This is a genomic window from Bacillus sp. CGMCC 1.16607 (assembly GCF_042683745.1).
GTDB lineage: Bacteria > Bacillota > Bacilli > Bacillales > Cytobacillaceae > Pseudoneobacillus.
Map to the genome: position 1 here is coordinate 654,955 of NZ_JBHUJX010000008.1, position 16,387 is coordinate 671,341.

Sequence of the window (16,387 nt, forward strand, 5' to 3'; positions counted from 1 at the left end):
AAAAATGGGACAACAAAAGCAAATCTATTCTATGGATTGGGCTGGGCGTAGATTGACTGTTGAATATGGTCAGCTTGCGAAACAGGCAAGCGGAGCCGTCCTTATCCGGTATGGTGACACAGTGGTTTTAAGTACAGCAACCGCATCAAAAGAACCTAAAAACTTAGATTTCTTTCCTTTAACAGTAAATTACGAAGAGCGTCTTTATGCAGTTGGTAAAATTCCTGGAGGATTTATTAAGCGCGAAGGTAGACCTAGTGAAAAAGCTATTTTGGCAAGTCGATTAATCGATCGCCCCATTCGCCCTTTATTTGCAGATGGATTTCGAAATGATGTTCAAGTAGTTAGTATCGTTATGAGTGTGGATCAGGACTGCTCGTCAGAGATGGCTGCAATGTTCGGTTCCTCTTTAGCTCTTTCTGTATCTGATATACCATTTGAAGGTCCAATTGCTGGTGTAATTGTTGGAAGAATTGATGGTCAATTTTTAATTAATCCTACGGTTGAACAAATGGAAAAAAGCGATATTCACTTATCAGTTGCTGGGACTAAGGATGCCATTAATATGGTTGAAGCTGCAGCAAATGAAGTGCCTGAAGAGATTATGTTAGAGGCTATCATGTTCGGACACGAAGAAATTAAGAAATTAATTGAATTTCAAGAAAAAATTGTTTCTGAAATTGGAAAAGAGAAAAGAGTGATTTCTCTTTACGAAATTAACAGTGAAATCGAAGCGACTGTTAGAAATTTATGTGAAGAAGAACTAAACAAGGCCATTCAAGTTCAAGAAAAGCATGCACGTGAAGAAGCCATTAAAGCGGTTAAAAATGAAGTGATTGCCAAATATGAGGAAGAGGAAGCCGATACTGATACATTAAAACAAGTAAAGCAAGTATTGGACAAACTCGTAAAAGCAGAAGTTCGCCGCTTAATTACCGTGGAAAAAGTTCGTCCTGATGGTCGTAAAGCAGACGAAATTCGCCCTCTATCTTCCGAAGTAGGCTTGCTTCCTCGTACACATGGATCAGGTTTATTCACACGTGGACAAACTCAAGCATTAAGTGTTTGTACTTTAGGGGCACTTGGAGATGTTCAAATTCTTGATGGCTTAGGGTTAGAGGAAGAGAAACGATTTATGCATCATTACAATTTCCCACAATTTAGTGTCGGCGAAACAGGTCCATCTAGAGGCCCGGGACGCCGAGAAATTGGACACGGTGCATTAGGTGAAAAAGCATTGGAACCAATTATTCCAGATGAAAAAGATTTCCCATATACTATTCGTCTTGTATCAGAAGTTTTAGAATCAAATGGTTCGACTTCACAGGCAAGTATTTGTGCAAGTACACTTGCTATGATGGATGCAGGTGTTCCAATTAAAGCACCAGTAGCAGGTATTGCTATGGGATTAGTTAAATCTGGTGAACATTATACGGTCCTTACTGATATACAAGGAATGGAAGATCACCTTGGGGATATGGACTTTAAAGTTGCAGGTACATCTAAAGGTGTTACAGCCCTGCAAATGGATATTAAAATAGATGGTTTATCGAGAAATATTCTTGAAGAAGCTCTTCTCCAAGCGAAAAACGGTAGAATGCAAATCCTTCAATCAATGTTAGATACTATTTCTGAGCCAAAAACAGAGTTATCACGCTATGCTCCAAAAATTTTAACAATGGCAATTAATCCAGATAAGATTCGCGATGTCATTGGGCCAAGCGGTAAGCAAATTAATAAAATTATTGAAGAAACTGGTGTGAAAATTGACATCGAACAAGATGGAACTATTTTCATTTCATCTACTAATGAAGATATGAATCAAAAGGCGAAGAAAATTATTGAAGATATCGTTCGTGAAGTTGAAGTTGGACAAATGTATTTAGGTAAAGTGAAACGAATTGAAAAGTTCGGTGCATTTGTCGAAATATTCGCTGGAAAAGATGGTCTTGTTCACATTTCTGAATTAGCTGAAGAGCGAGTTGGAAAAGTGGAAGATGTCGTTTCGATTGGTGACGAAATTTTAGTTAAAGTAACTGAGATAGATAAACAAGGAAGAGTCAACCTATCTCGAAAAGTTGTTTTAAAAGAACAAAAAGAAAAAGCAGAACAACAGTCATAGTTAATTCTAGAATAAATAGCTTAATTATCAGCAAGTCAGGGAACCCCTGGCTTTTTCTTTTACATAATCTATTTATCAATATACTTCTTCCTTCCTTTTTCGGTCTATCTTGTACGAGCCTTTCATAATATTTATGGAAGGAGGAAGGTATCATGTTAAAGAAGGTTTTAAGTATTGTATCGATTGTTGTATTGGTAGGATTATTAGTGAATCGACCTTTAATAAACAATTACGTTTTATCCCTAAAAGATGAAGCCATTCCTGTATCTAAAATAGATGATTCATTAAAAAGAGAAATTGAAAACCAAGCAAAAAAATATGAAATTCCTGCAAGCGATGCCAGAATTGACAAGGTATGGAAGGCAACACCTGGATATAATGGATTGAAAGTTGATATTCACGCATCTTATAAAAACATGGAAAAGCAAAAAAAGTTTGAAGAGAAAAAAATTGTTTTCGAACAAATAGAACCGAAGATTCATTTAGGAGATTTGCCACCATCTCCAATCTATCGGGGACATCCTGATAAACCTGCAGTAGGTTTTATGGTTAATGTAGCTTGGGGAAATGAATATCTCTCTAGTATGTTAGAAACGTTAAAAAAACATAATGTTCATGCGACCTTTTTTCTTGAAGGAAGATGGGTTCAGAAAAATCCAGATTTAGCTAAAATGATTGTGGCAGCGGGACATGAAATCGGAAATCATTCTTTTTCACATCCTGACTTGAAAATACTATCTTCTGCAAGAACTCGTGAGGAAATTTTACAAACTAATAAGGTCATAAAAGCAACGACCGATATATTACCAAAATGGTTCGCTCCTCCAAGTGGAAGTTATCGTGATGAAACGGTACAAATTGCTGCTGAAATGGGAATGGGCACTGTTTTGTGGAGTGTAGATACGATTGATTGGCAAAAGCCAACTGTTGAAACATTAATTAATCGTGTATTAAAAAAGGTACATAATGGTGCATTAATTTTAATGCACCCAACCGAATCAACAGCAAAATCTCTTGATATAATGATTTTGAAAATGAAAGAAAAGAATCTGCAAATCGGGACAGTATCAGAAGTCTTAGATGAGAAAAGATTGATGAAAAATAATTTGAATTTAGGGGAAAATAGTAACAATAGTAATCGTTAGTGTTGGTTAACTAAAATAACGGTTATCCAAGAACAGGAGGAATATCGTTGATCAAAAAATATACTTGTCAAAATGGTGTTACAGTCGTCCTTGAAAACATTCCGACGGTTCGCTCTGTAGCAATTGGTGTGTGGATCGGAACAGGTTCACGTAATGAAAATCCGCAAAATAATGGAATCTCGCATTTTTTAGAGCATATGTTTTTTAAAGGAACTAAAACGAGAACGGCTAAAGAAATTGCCGAATCCTTCGATAGTATTGGTGGTCAAGTCAATGCATTTACTTCTAAAGAGTATACCTGCTATTATGCTAAAGTGTTAGACACACATGCAGAATTTGCCTTAGAGGTATTAGCGGATATGTTCTTTCATTCGACATTCGATGAAGAGGAATTAAAGAAAGAAAAAAATGTGGTATATGAAGAAATAAAAATGTATGAGGATACACCCGATGATATCGTTCATGATTTATTAAGCAGTGCTGTATACGAGAAGCATCCGTTAGGGTATCCCATTTTAGGAACTGAGGAAACGTTAGCTACATTTACTGGTGAAACTTTAAAAAATTATATGCATGACTTATATACTCCTGAAAATGTGGTTATTTCGATCGCAGGAAATGTACAAGAATCATTTATTAAAGAAGTAGAAAAATATTTTGGTTCATATGAAGCAGGGAAAACTCAATTAACTGAAAATCTTCCCACATTTCATTCGAACCGAATTACTCGTAAGAAAGAAACGGAGCAGGCCCATCTTTGTTTAGGATTTGAAGGACTTAAAGTAGGGCATGAAGATATATATAGCTTAATCATTCTAAACAATGTCCTGGGTGGGAGTATGAGTAGCCGATTATTCCAAGAAGTAAGGGAACAAAGGGGTCTTGCCTATTCTGTTTTCTCTTATCATTCCTCTTACCAGGATAGTGGAATCTTAACGATCTATGGTGGGACCGGTGCAAAGCAACTGGATGTTTTATTCGAAACAATTCAGGAGACTTTAGAAAAGTTTAAAAAAGAAGGTTTAACAGAAAAAGAATTAATAAACAGTAAAGAGCAACTTAAAGGAAGTTTAATGCTTAGCTTAGAAAGTACAAATAGTCGAATGAGTCGAAACGGAAAAAATGAGTTGCTTTTGAAACGTCATCGTTCATTGGATGAAATAGTTGAACAAATTGATCAAGTGACGAAGGATAGTGTTGATCGTTTAATTAACACAACCTTTTCTAATCAATATTCAGTTGCTATTATAAGTCCAGATGGTGAATTACCAGCCAATTTGAAAAATGTATAATGTTTAGAACCCTCACATTGTGGGGGTTTTCTATTTTTAAAATACTCTTATGACAACTAGTCTAATTTGTAATTACCTCTTATAAACTAGGAATAGAGAATCAAAGGAGGAGAGAATTTTGCGATTAAGTGAATTAAGTGGAAAAGAAATCGTCGATGCCAAGAAGGCTGAACGATTAGGGGTGCTCGGGCAAACCGATTTAGAAATCAATGATAAAACAGGGCAAATCCAAGCACTTTTAATACCTTCATTAAAATGGTTTGGTTTAAGAAAACAAGGTGGAGAAGTTAGGGTCCCATGGAAGCATGTAAAAAAAATTGGTACCGATATGATTATTATTGATATTGAAGAGGAAGAAGAAAATTGAATCTAAAAGGCCTAAGAAATCTTTATTGGTTCCTTAGGCTTTTTTTATTTAGGATGACTCACCTATTTTATTCTAGTTACATAATATGTTGAAGTAGTTCACATTTAATCATACAAAAAAATGTGTATCATTTCCTGTTTGATTTTATTAAAGAAGGTGAATATCTAAATGCTTACAGGGATGCAAATTGCTGTAATAGGCGGAGATGCTAGGCAACTAGAAATAATTAGGAAACTGACTGAATTAGATGCCAAATTATCGTTAGTCGGATTTGAACAACTAGATCATGCTTTTACAGGTGCTATAAAGGAAAAAATGAATGAAGTTGATTTTAAAGAAATGGATGCCATCATCCTACCTGTTCCAGGCACTGACCTTGATGGTCATGTAGAAACGATATTTTCTAATGAAAAGGTTATGTTGACAGAAGACATACTGTCAAAAACACCTGCTAATTGTACGATATATACTGGTATTAGTAATTCTTATTTAAGCGGTATAACGTCAAAAACTAAGCGGACATTGATCAAATTATTCGAACGTGATGATGTTGCTATTTATAATTCGATTCCGACAGTAGAAGGGACGATTATGATGGCCATCCAACATACTGATTTTACCATTCATAGTTCGAAAGTGACTGTATTAGGTCTTGGGCGAGTTGGAATGAGTGTGGCGCGAACCTTCCATGCATTAGGGGCACATATTAAAGTTGGTGCACGTAAAAGTGAACATTTAGCAAGAATAACTGAAATGGCGTTAGAGCCTTTCCATTTAGATAATCTAGAATCTGAGGTGAGGGACGTGGATATTTTAATCAACACTATTCCTCATATGATTGTTAATGCAAAAGTAATTTCAAAAATGCCGTCACACACATTAATAATAGATTTAGCCTCTAAACCCGGTGGAACGGATTTCCGATATGCAGAAAAGCGAGGAATCAAGGCCCTTTTAGCACCTGGTTTACCAGGAATAGTGGCACCAAAAACCGCGGGTCAAATTCTTGCAAACGTTCTTTCTCAACTTCTACACGACGACATCATAAGCAGAAAGGAGAAATAACATGAATTTAAAAGGAAAGCGAATCGGGTTTGGTCTAACGGGTTCACATTGTACGTATGATGCTGTTTATCCAGAAATTGAAAAGCTGATCAATGAGGGAGCAGAAGTCATTCCAGTAGTTACCTTTACTGTAAAGAATACAGATACTCGATTTGGTAAAGGAGAGGATTGGATTGAAAGGATAGAGGACCTTACTGGTAATAAAGTAATCGATTCGATTGTCAAAGCGGAACCACTTGGGCCAAAACTTCCATTGGATTGTATGGTTATTGCTCCATTAACTGGAGTCTCTATGAGCAAATTTGCCAATGCCATGAATGATTCACCTGTTTTAATGGCAGCTAAGGCTACTCTCCGTAATCAGAAACCTGTCGTATTAGGAATATCGACTAATGATGCTTTAGGGCTAAATGGAGTTAATTTAATGAGATTAATGGCAACAAAGAACATATATTTCATTCCTTTTGGTCAGGATGATCCTGTTAAAAAGCAAAATTCGATGGTAGCGAGAATGACAATGTTGACAGAGACCGTTCAAGCTGCTTTAAATGGGATTCAAATACAGCCTGTGCTTGTCGAAAGATTTCGTGATGGAATCTAACCCTTTACCCCTATTAAAAAGGAAACAAAAACATTATTCTTTACTAGTGCAGTATGTTAAAATAAATCTAATTATGGAAGTGGGGGCAACTAAATGCCTCCTATTTCCAATCATAAAAGAAAAATGTAAATCATTTCACTAGGAAATGAAAGGGGAAAATAAATGGGACAGGTAAAAGGTTTACACATTGCTGTGGTTGGGGCGACTGGAGCAGTTGGCCAACAAATGATTCAAACACTTGAAAATCGAAACTTATTAATCGATAAAATAACTTTTTTATCTTCAGCACGTTCAGCTGGTACTAGAATAATGTTTAAGAGTGAAGAGTACGTTGTTCAAGAAGCGAAGCCTGAAAGCTTTGAAGGGGTGGATATCGCTCTTTTTAGTGCTGGAGGTAATGTATCAAAAGAACTAGCACCAGAAGCTGTTAAAAGAGGTGCCATCGTTGTAGATAATACAAGTGCTTTTCGTATGGAAGAGAATATCCCATTAGTCGTGCCTGAGGTGAATGAGTCAGATTTATTGAATCATAATGGGATTATCGCTAACCCAAACTGTTCTACGATTCAAATGGTGGTAGCGCTTGAACCAATCCGCCAAAAATATGGCCTTAAAAAAGTAATTGTGTCTACTTATCAAGCGGTTTCAGGAGCAGGTGCTGCCGCTATTGAAGAATTAAAGGAACAATCTAGAAATTTATTAAATGGGGACCAACACGAGCCAAAGGTTTTACCAGTTAAATCAGAAAATAAGCATTATCAAATTGCTTTTAATGCGATTCCGCAAATTGATAAATTTACAGATAATGGTTTTACTTACGAAGAAATGAAAATGATCAATGAAACGAAAAAAATTATGCATATGCCAAAATTGCAAGTAGCAGCAACTTGTGTTCGTTTACCTGTTGAAACTGGGCATTCAGAATCGGTCTATTTTGAAATTGATACGCAAGGTATTACCTCAGATGAAATCAAACGATTATTAAGCGAAGCACCGGGTGTTATTTTACAGGATGATCCAAAAAATCAAATTTATCCTATGCCTGCTATGAGTGTTGGCAAAAATGATGTTTTTGTTGGAAGAATCCGTAAAGATATCGATGAAGACTTAGGTTTTCATATGTGGGTTGTTTCAGATAACCTATTAAAGGGAGCGGCATGGAATTCTGTTCAAATTGCTGAAAGCTTGGTAAAACTAGGTCTTGTTCAAAAATAATTCAGGTTCTCTGACCATTAAGAAGGTATAGAGGTGTAATGATGAAGATACTCGTTCAGAAATTTGGTGGCACTTCAGTTAAAGATGAAAAAAGTCGAGAATATGCGAAGCGCCATATCGAAAAAGCCTTAGCGGAAAATTATAAAGTAGTTGTCGTGGTTTCAGCTATGGGTAGAAATGGTGATCCCTATGCTACAGATACATTACTATCATTAATTGGTAAGAACAATGTAAGTAAGAGAGAGCAAGATTTATTATTATCATGTGGGGAAGTAATCTCAAGTATCGTTTTTACTGATATGTTAATAAGCGAAGGTATTAAAGCAGTCTCCATGACAGGAGCACAAGCTGGCTTCCGAACGAACGATGACTATACAAATGCTAAAATTATTGAGATGAAATGTGAACGATTAATGAGAGAGTTAGAGAAAAATGATGTTGTTGTCGTAGCCGGATTCCAAGGTGCAGCTAAAAATGGAGATATCACAACCATTGGTCGTGGGGGAAGCGATACTTCTGCTGCAGCTTTAGGTGCTGCGCTAAATGCAGAATGGATTGATATATTTACAGACGTAGATGGCATTATGACGGCGGATCCAAGAATAGCTGATAATGCAAGACCGCTGTCTGTTATGACTTATTTAGAAGTATGTAATATGGCGTATCAAGGGGCGAAAGTGATTCATCCTAGAGCAGTTGAAATCGCCATGCAAGCAAAAATACCTATTCGTATCCGTTCTACTTATTCAGATGGATTAGGTACTTTAGTCACAACAATCAACAAAAATAGTCAAGGTACAGATATTAAGATTCGTCCAGTGACTGGAATTGCACATCTTTCGAAAGTGACTCAAATAAAGGTTTATGCAAAGAAGGAACAGTACGATTTACAGTCAGAAGTATTTAAGGCAATGGCAAATGAAAAAATTAGTGTTGATTTTATCAACATTTCTCCAACGAGTGTCATCTATACAGTAACGGAGGAAATGACGAATAAAGCTATTCAGATATTGAATCAATTGGGTCATGATCCTGTTGTAGAACGTAACTGTGCGAAAGTTTCTGTCGTTGGTGCCGGAATGGCAGGGGTTCCTGGTGTAGCTTCTAAAATAGTTACTGCATTATCAGAAAAAGGAATTCGTATATTACAATCAGCAGATAGTCATACGACCATTTGGGTTCTAGTTAAACAAGATGATTTAAATTTGGCAGTGAATGCTTTACATGATGCCTTTCAACTGGAAAAAGAAACAGTCTTATTTGAACGAACGGATTTTTAGAAAAGGGATGTGTAATAATGGTATTATTTGGTCGTGTATCAACCGCGATGGTAACACCTTTTGACAAAAAGGGACATATTGATTTTGCAAAAACCACACAACTTATTAATCATTTAATTGAAACTGGCACCGATTCTCTTGTAGTGGCCGGAACGACAGGGGAATCTCCAACATTATCAAAAGAAGAAAAACTTGCCCTTTTTCAACATGTGATTAAAGTAGTCGATAAAAGAGTTCCTGTCATTGCAGGGACGGGAAGCAATGACACATATGCTTCGATTGAATTGACGAAGAAAGCCGAACAAATTGGCGTAGACGCGGTCATGCTAGTGGCACCGTACTATAATAAACCAAACCAAGAAGGACTATATCAGCATTTTAAGGCTATTGCCGAAAGTACGAGATTACCAGTAATGGTTTATAATGTTCCAGGGCGGACGGTAACAAATATTTTACCCGAAACGGTTGTTCGTTTATCTGCGATTCCAAATATTGTTGCTGTTAAAGAAGCTAGTGGTGATTTAAATGCAATGACTCATATTATTGCGAATACGGATGATGATTTTCTATTATATAGTGGAGATGATGGAATTACTCTACCTGTCCTATCCATTGGCGGTGTAGGTATTGTATCTGTTGCCTCTCACATCATTGGAAATGAAATGCAGGAGATGGTTCATTCATTTCTAAATGGAGAGTTACAGAAGGCGGCTAAATTACATCAAAAACTTTTACCAATCATGCAAGGGTTATTTGCTGCTCCAAGTCCTGCTCCAGTCAAAACAGCCTTACAATTAAAAGGCCTGGATGTAGGGTCTGTAAGATTGCCATTAGTGTCATTAACAGAACAAGAACGAAATTCACTAACGAATTTAATTAATTCTCTTTAGAAGAAAGAGCTATTTTAAGTAATGATTACTTAGGATGGCTCTTTTCCTTTTAAGAATACCTATTATTGTTGTAAACATTTTCCTCCATCTAGTATAATTATTTTAACTGATCTCGGGTCGGCTTATATCAGCATAGGAGGAACTATAATTTGGATATCAGAAAGAATGAAGCAATTAAATTGATTGCCCTCGGCGGGGTAGGGGAAATTGGTAAGAATATGTATGTTGTCGAAGTCGATGAAGATATATTCGTCATTGATGCAGGGTTAATGTTACCTGAAAATGAAATGCTCGGTATCGATATCGTCATTCCTGATATCACTTATTTGGTGGAAAATAAAGAACGCATCAAAGGGATATTTTTGACTCATGGACATGAAGATCATATCGGGGCTCTTTCCTATGTGTTGCGAAAAATAGAAATTCCTGTATACGGAACGAGATTAACATTAGCTCTTGCAATAGAAAAAATGAAAGAACAAGAATTTGACGGTCCTTATATATTTAATGAAATTAACTCACATTCTAAACTTGATTTTGGAACAGCGCAAGTTTCTTTTTTTCGGACGAATCATAGTATTCCAGATTCAATAGGTGTGTGTGTACATACATCAGAAGGTATCGTGGTCTATACTGGTGATTTTAAATTTGATCATGCAGCTTCAAAAATGTACCAACCTGAAATCGGTAAAATGGCTCAAATCGGTGAAATGGGAGTTCTTTGTTTAATTTCAGATAGTACAGAAGCTGAACGACCAGGATATACAACTTCAGAAACGATTGTAAAAATGGAAATATCAAATGCTTTTTATAATGCAGACGATAGAATTATTGCAGCATGCTCGGCTTCTGATTTAAATAGGATTCAACATATACTTGATGCAGCAGCTGAACATAATCGTAAAGTCATAGTAGTAGGTAAAAATTTAGAGCGAATTTATAATATTGCAGTGGAGTTAGGTTATCTTGAAATCCATGATGATTTAATCCTACCGATGTCACAAATGGAGCAATACCCAAATGAACAAATAGTCGTCTTAATGACTGGTATGCAAGGAGAACCGATAGAAGCACTTCAAAAAATGGCAAAGCAGGTACATAAGCAGATCAATATTCAAAAAGGCGATTCAGTCCTTATTGCCGCAACCCCACTTAAAGGAAATGAAGTTTTTCTTTATAAAACAATCGATATGCTTTATCGAGCAGGTGCAAATGTTATCTCCAGTAAAAAAACTCTTCAAGTATCGAGTCACGGAGGACAAGAAGAACTTAAATTTATGATAAATCTTATGAAGCCTAAGTATTTTATTCCCGTCCATGGCGAATATCGTATGCTTTATGCCCATGCAAAAATTGCACAACATATTGGACTTCAAGCATCCAATATACTTATACCTGAGAAGGGCGAGGTTATTGAAATTAAAAACGATTCAATGACTTATAACGGGAAAGTACCATCTGGTAATATTTTAATTGATGGAATTGGAGTAGGAGATGTTGGTAACATTGTTTTAAGAGACCGCAAACTACTCTCACAAGACGGAATATTAATTGTAGTTGTAACTTTAAAAAAGTCAGAAAAGAAAATGGTTGTAGGACCAGAAATTATTTCACGAGGGTTTGTTTATGTTCGTGAATCTGAAAAATTGATCGATGACTCAATAAGTTTGGTTCGAGAAGTGGTAGAAATCCAATTACAAAGGGATTCTTTTGATTGGGGAGGAATAAAACAAGAGATAAGAGATAGTCTATATCAATTTTTATTCGAAAAAACAAAGAGGAAACCAATGATTCTACCAATCATCATGGAAGTTTAATTGACACTGGAAAACCAGTGTCTTTTTTTGTTTCTTTTCTCACGGATATTTGTTTTTAGTTGATAAAGTTTGTCCGTTGCTTATCGCTTCGGTCACTTGCTTTCCGCGGAAAGCGAACATCCCTACGTCCCAATCAACCACTTTACTAGATCAAGTACTACAAAGTTTACATAAATAGCCTTTCATTTTGCCTTTATTGTAATTTACTTTCTCTATTTTATCCACATCGAAAATTGATAAATGGATAATACTAACACTATGAAGTCAAGAAGGGAGATTATATGGATATGGAGCAATATAAGAATGATACTGAACAAGAAGAACAAGATTCTCCGAAAGAGGATAAACCCTCAAGTTTAATGGAGAAAATTCAACAACTTGGACAAACGAATGTTCCACAGCTTTCTAATGATTCTAAAATCCATTGTTTAACCATTGTGGGTCAAATAGAAGGTCATTTAGCGCTACCACCACAAAATAAGACAACTAAATACGAGCATCTTATTCCACAGTTGGTGGCTATCGAACAAAACCCAAAAATAGAAGGATTATTAGTAGTATTGAATACTGTTGGTGGTGATGTTGAGGCAGGGTTAGCCATTTCGGAAATGCTCGCATCTTTATCAAAGCCAACCGTTTCTATTGTTTTAGGAGGAGGGCACTCAATCGGTGTCCCGATAGCTGTTTCGTGTGATTATTCCTTTATTGCCGAAACAGCGACAATGACAATTCATCCTGTTCGACTAACAGGACTTGTCATTGGGGTGCCACAAACCTTTGAATACCTTGATAAAATGCAGGAGCGCGTCGTAAATTTTGTGACAAAGCATTCAAAGATAACCGAAGAAACCTTTAAAGACTTAATGTTTGCCAAAGGAAATTTAACAAGAGATATCGGAACAAATGTGATTGGCAAGGATGCAGTCAAATATGGATTAATGGACGAAGTGGGAGCTCTTGGACAAGCAATCAAAAAACTTAATGAGCTAATGGAATTACAAAAAGAAGCAGAAGGTGGAATCATTCAATGATTCTATATACAATCATGCCGCAGGAACTGATTTATCCAACAGACGAACAAGAGTTTAGTAAACAAATGATGGTCCAATATGATGGTATTCCTCTATTAGTCGAGCAAAATGCCGATCAAAGTTTTCAAGTGATCCGAATCATTAGCAGTGATCCGAATCATTATTTAGATAGTCGATGTACACCAGGTTCAAAAATTTCCTTGTTTACTTAAGCTTGTCCGCTAACTCTTTACTCATTATGATATAATATAGGAATATGTAGAAAGCAGCCAATTGGCTGCTTTCTACATATAAACCATACAGAATAATTTAGGTGATCAATTTGGCTAAAAAAAAGCGCAGACAAGGAATGAAAAAAGATCAATTTAAACAAACAGTCCAATTTGAATTAACGGGATTAATTTTGCTTGCTTTTTCTATACTTTCAATAGCAAAGCTTGGAGCTGTAGGTCAAGCATCTGTTTATTTTTTTCGTTTTTTTATGGGTGAATGGTATATGGTTAGTTTGCTTGGACTTGTATGGATTAGTATTTATCTAATGATTAAAAGAGAAACTCCAAGACTATTTCATGTAAAGCTAATAGGCATTTATTTAATTATAAGCGCCATTTTATTACTAAGTCATATGACCTTGTTTAATTTACTTTCAAATGGTGGGAAATTTGAAAACCCAAGTGTGATTGCTAATACGTGGGAACTTTTTTGGATGGAAATTAAAGGGGAAACGAGCACGAGTGATATGGGTGGTGGCATCATTGGAGCACTACTGTATGCAGTTTGTCATTATCTTTTTGCTGGCGCAGGAACTAAATTAATTTCTATTATTTTGATGATCATTGGGGCAATATTATTAACTGGTCGCACTTTTGGTGAAGTAATTTCAAAATTAATGAAAGCTACTTCTGCTTTTTTTGCAAAACAATGGGAGCAGTTCCTTAAGGATTTTAAAGAATGGAGATCGGGGTCGATAAATAAAAAGGTTGAAAAAAAGGCAAAAATAATAAATGAAAATGATAAACAAGAAGAAGATGGAATTATTGTTTCGATTGCTACTCCTGATCAAAATCAAGCTGAAGCACAAATTTCTGAACCCATCATTTCTAGTTTCACAGAAAAAGCCTTTACTAATCATGAAGGTGAAGAGGTGATCAAACCTAGGAAAAAATCAGAAAAGGAGGAAGAGACTGTTCTTCCTATTTCATTTATGGAAGTGGAAAACCACGATTATGAGTTACCGCCACTACATATTTTGAATCAACCTAGACAAACGGACCAAAGTGGAGAATATGAATTAATTCATGCGAATGCTGCGAAATTAGAAAGAACGTTTCAAAGCTTTGGTGTGAAGGCAAGAGTAACACAAGTACATTTAGGCCCTGCGGTAACAAAATATGAAGTTCATCCAGATGTCGGAGTAAAGGTAAGTAAAATCGTGAGTTTAAGTGATGATTTGGCGCTAGCACTTGCTGCAAAAGGCATTCGTATTGAAGCTCCTATCCCTGGGAAAAGTGCGATCGGAATAGAAGTTCCAAATACAGAAGTCGCCATGGTTTCATTACGTGAAGTATTGGAATCCAAACAAAATGATCGGCCAGATTCAAAACTTCTTATTGGTTTAGGTCGCGATATCACAGGTGAAGCTGTTTTAGCTGAATTGAATAAAATGCCACATTTATTAGTAGCAGGTGCTACGGGTAGTGGAAAAAGTGTTTGTATTAATGGAATCATTACTAGTATATTGATGAGGGCAAAACCTCATGAAGTAAAACTAATGATGATTGATCCGAAAATGGTAGAATTAAATGTTTATAATGGAATTCCTCATTTACTCGCACCAGTAGTAACAGATGCAAAAAAAGCTTCACAAGCTTTAAAAAAGGTAGTAAATGAAATGGAAAGAAGATATGAGCTTTTTTCACATACGGGGACTAGAAATATTGAAGGCTATAATGATTACATTAAGAAATTAAACTTTGAAGAAGGGGAGAAACAACCACTTCTTCCATATATTGTTGTTATTGTTGATGAGTTAGCAGATTTAATGATGGTAGCTTCATCCGATGTAGAAGATTCCATTACGAGGCTTGCCCAAATGGCACGTGCTGCAGGTATTCACTTAATCATTGCTACTCAAAGACCCTCGGTAGATGTAATCACAGGGGTTATTAAAGCTAATATTCCGTCTCGAATTGCCTTTGCTGTATCGAGTCAAACGGACTCAAGGACTATATTAGATATGGGTGGTGCGGAAAAATTATTAGGTAGAGGGGATATGTTATTTTTACCAGTTGGGGCATCTAAACCAATACGAGTTCAAGGTGCATTCCTATCAGATAGCGAAGTGGAAGATACAGTGGAATTTGTGATTGGACAGCAAAAAGCTCAATATCAAGAAGAAATGATCCCAGATGACATTCCAGAAACAACTGTTGAAGTGGACGATAATTTATACGAAGAAGCTGTAGAATTGATCATAGATATGCAAACAGCATCTGTTTCTATGCTTCAACGCAGGTTCAGAATTGGTTATTCTCGGGCGGCAAGATTGATTGACGAAATGGAGGCACGGGGAGTTGTTGGTCCTTACGAGGGCAGTAAACCACGTGTTGTACTAATCAATAAACCCAAAGAGGAAGCTAGCAGTTAAATATTCTTTTTTCTATAAATCGAAAAACGACTATTTATTTATCGAAGAAAAAATGGTATAGTATTGACGATTAGTAGGAAGATTATACATCTGAGGTCTGATGTCTTAGGGAAATAGTTGGAGGAACCTGCATGTCTATTAAGTCAGATAACCGACATCTGTATTTACAAGTAATTGATCGATTAAAGCAAGATTTTGAAAAAGGTGTTTATAAAGAAAGAGAAAAACTACCTTCTGAATTTGATCTTGCCAAACAACTTGGAGTAAGTAGAGCGACTCTTCGAGAAGCTCTTAGAATTCTAGAAGAAGAAAACGTTATCATCCGTAGGCACGGAGTTGGAACGTTTGTCAATTCAAGACCTCTCTTCACTTCAGGAATCGAGCAATTAAACAGTGTCACAAATATGATTAACCAAGCAGGTATGAAGCCAGGAACTATTTTTTTAAGTTCATCAACTGAGGGACCTACCGAAGAAGATGTTCGTCGATTTTCATGTTTACCTGAAGAGGGGATTGTCTTAATTGAAAGAGTTCGTACGGCAAATGGAGATCCCGTTGTCTATTGTATCGATAAGATTCCAGAACGAATCTTACCGGAAACATTCTCCCATGATGAAGAGTCGATTTTTTCAATCATAGAGGATGTAACGAATAGAAAGATAACCTATGCCATAGCTCAAATCGAACCGATTGGCTATCACGAAAGAATCTCACCTATTTTAGAATGTGAACCTGAAACTGCATTATTAGTATTAAAGCAAATGCATTTCGATGAAATGGATGAACCCGTCCTCTATTCGGTAAACTATTTTAAGGCAGACAAATTTAGTTTTCATGTATTACGAAAACGTATTTAGTTATTGTAAAATGAAAACGGAATCATGGTTGACCTTGAAGTTTCTACTACAATCACGA

The 16,387-nt window shown here is 36.2% G+C and carries 14 protein-coding genes; all 14 read left to right on the forward strand.

Annotated features, from left to right (window positions below):
* Nucleotides 1-4: 4 nt before the first annotated feature.
* Entirely contained in the window at nucleotides 5-2,122 is a 2,118-nt protein-coding gene (gene pnp / locus ACFSO7_RS06150) for a polyribonucleotide nucleotidyltransferase (protein ID WP_377876263.1), read from the forward strand.
* A gap of 152 nt (nucleotides 2,123-2,274) precedes the next feature.
* Complete coding sequence (locus ACFSO7_RS06155) at nucleotides 2,275-3,267, forward strand: polysaccharide deacetylase family protein (protein ID WP_377876265.1); 993 nt, start codon at nucleotides 2,275-2,277, stop codon at nucleotides 3,265-3,267.
* Between the two features lie 47 nt (nucleotides 3,268-3,314).
* Entirely contained in the window at nucleotides 3,315-4,559 is a 1,245-nt protein-coding gene (locus ACFSO7_RS06160; protein ID WP_377876267.1) for a M16 family metallopeptidase, read from the forward strand.
* A 118-nt stretch (nucleotides 4,560-4,677) separates the two neighbouring features.
* Nucleotides 4,678-4,926: a YlmC/YmxH family sporulation protein gene (locus ACFSO7_RS06165; protein ID WP_377876269.1), complete on the forward strand. Its 249-nt coding sequence runs from the start codon at nucleotides 4,678-4,680 to the stop codon at nucleotides 4,924-4,926.
* 168 nt (nucleotides 4,927-5,094) lie between these two features.
* Nucleotides 5,095-5,991, forward strand: coding sequence for a dipicolinic acid synthetase subunit A (gene dpaA, locus ACFSO7_RS06170; RefSeq protein ID WP_377876270.1), 897 nt, complete (start codon nucleotides 5,095-5,097; stop codon nucleotides 5,989-5,991).
* A 1-nt stretch (nucleotide 5,992) separates the two neighbouring features.
* A complete protein-coding gene (gene dpaB, locus ACFSO7_RS06175) occupies nucleotides 5,993-6,592 on the forward strand; it encodes a dipicolinate synthase subunit B (RefSeq protein ID WP_377876271.1) in 600 nt (199 codons plus the stop codon).
* 162 nt (nucleotides 6,593-6,754) lie between these two features.
* The gene (asd, locus tag ACFSO7_RS06180; RefSeq protein WP_377876273.1) at nucleotides 6,755-7,807 is read left to right on the forward strand and encodes an aspartate-semialdehyde dehydrogenase; all 1,053 of its coding nucleotides are present in this window, start codon (nucleotides 6,755-6,757) and stop codon (nucleotides 7,805-7,807) included.
* Nucleotides 7,808-7,848: 41 nt separating this feature from the next.
* Nucleotides 7,849-9,087, forward strand: a complete 1,239-nt coding sequence (gene dapG, locus ACFSO7_RS06185) for an aspartate kinase (RefSeq protein ID WP_377876275.1) — start codon at nucleotides 7,849-7,851, stop codon at nucleotides 9,085-9,087.
* Nucleotides 9,088-9,104: 17 nt separating this feature from the next.
* Nucleotides 9,105-9,977 (forward strand): 4-hydroxy-tetrahydrodipicolinate synthase, encoded by an 873-nt coding sequence (gene dapA / locus ACFSO7_RS06190; protein ID WP_377876277.1) that lies wholly within the window; start codon nucleotides 9,105-9,107, stop codon nucleotides 9,975-9,977.
* 149 nt (nucleotides 9,978-10,126) lie between these two features.
* Nucleotides 10,127-11,794, forward strand: a complete 1,668-nt coding sequence (locus tag ACFSO7_RS06195) for a ribonuclease J (protein ID WP_377876279.1) — start codon at nucleotides 10,127-10,129, stop codon at nucleotides 11,792-11,794.
* 287 nt (nucleotides 11,795-12,081) lie between these two features.
* Complete coding sequence (locus tag ACFSO7_RS06200; RefSeq protein ID WP_377876281.1) at nucleotides 12,082-12,825, forward strand: ClpP family protease; 744 nt, start codon at nucleotides 12,082-12,084, stop codon at nucleotides 12,823-12,825.
* Nucleotides 12,822-13,037, forward strand: a complete 216-nt coding sequence (locus ACFSO7_RS06205) for a YlzJ-like family protein (RefSeq protein WP_377876283.1) — start codon at nucleotides 12,822-12,824, stop codon at nucleotides 13,035-13,037. The genes ACFSO7_RS06200 and ACFSO7_RS06205 overlap by 4 nt, the downstream gene beginning before the upstream one ends.
* A 110-nt stretch (nucleotides 13,038-13,147) precedes the next feature.
* Nucleotides 13,148-15,472, forward strand: a complete 2,325-nt coding sequence (locus ACFSO7_RS06210) for an FtsK/SpoIIIE family DNA translocase (protein ID WP_377876285.1) — start codon at nucleotides 13,148-13,150, stop codon at nucleotides 15,470-15,472.
* Between the two features lie 131 nt (nucleotides 15,473-15,603).
* Nucleotides 15,604-16,329 carry a GntR family transcriptional regulator gene (locus ACFSO7_RS06215; protein WP_377876287.1) on the forward strand — a complete coding sequence of 242 codons (726 nt, stop codon included), beginning with the start codon at nucleotides 15,604-15,606 and terminating at the stop codon, nucleotides 16,327-16,329.
* Nucleotides 16,330-16,387: the final 58 nt, after the last annotated feature.

Bases quoted from the DNA above. Each gene is read 5' to 3' on its own strand.
- pnp (WP_377876263.1), top strand. From the start codon at position 5: ATGGGACAACAAAAGCAAATCTATTCTATGGATTGGGCTGGGCGTAGA.
- ACFSO7_RS06155 (WP_377876265.1), top strand. From the start codon at position 2,275: ATGTTAAAGAAGGTTTTAAGTATTGTATCGATTGTTGTATTGGTAGGA.
- dpaA (WP_377876270.1), top strand. From the start codon at position 5,095: ATGCTTACAGGGATGCAAATTGCTGTAATAGGCGGAGATGCTAGGCAA.
- dpaB (WP_377876271.1), top strand. From the start codon at position 5,993: ATGAATTTAAAAGGAAAGCGAATCGGGTTTGGTCTAACGGGTTCACAT.
- asd (WP_377876273.1), top strand. From the start codon at position 6,755: ATGGGACAGGTAAAAGGTTTACACATTGCTGTGGTTGGGGCGACTGGA.
- dapG (WP_377876275.1), top strand. From the start codon at position 7,849: ATGAAGATACTCGTTCAGAAATTTGGTGGCACTTCAGTTAAAGATGAA.
- dapA (WP_377876277.1), top strand. From the start codon at position 9,105: ATGGTATTATTTGGTCGTGTATCAACCGCGATGGTAACACCTTTTGAC.
- ACFSO7_RS06200 (WP_377876281.1), top strand. From the start codon at position 12,082: ATGGAGCAATATAAGAATGATACTGAACAAGAAGAACAAGATTCTCCG.
- ACFSO7_RS06205 (WP_377876283.1), top strand. From the start codon at position 12,822: ATGATTCTATATACAATCATGCCGCAGGAACTGATTTATCCAACAGAC.
- ACFSO7_RS06215 (WP_377876287.1), top strand. From the start codon at position 15,604: ATGTCTATTAAGTCAGATAACCGACATCTGTATTTACAAGTAATTGAT.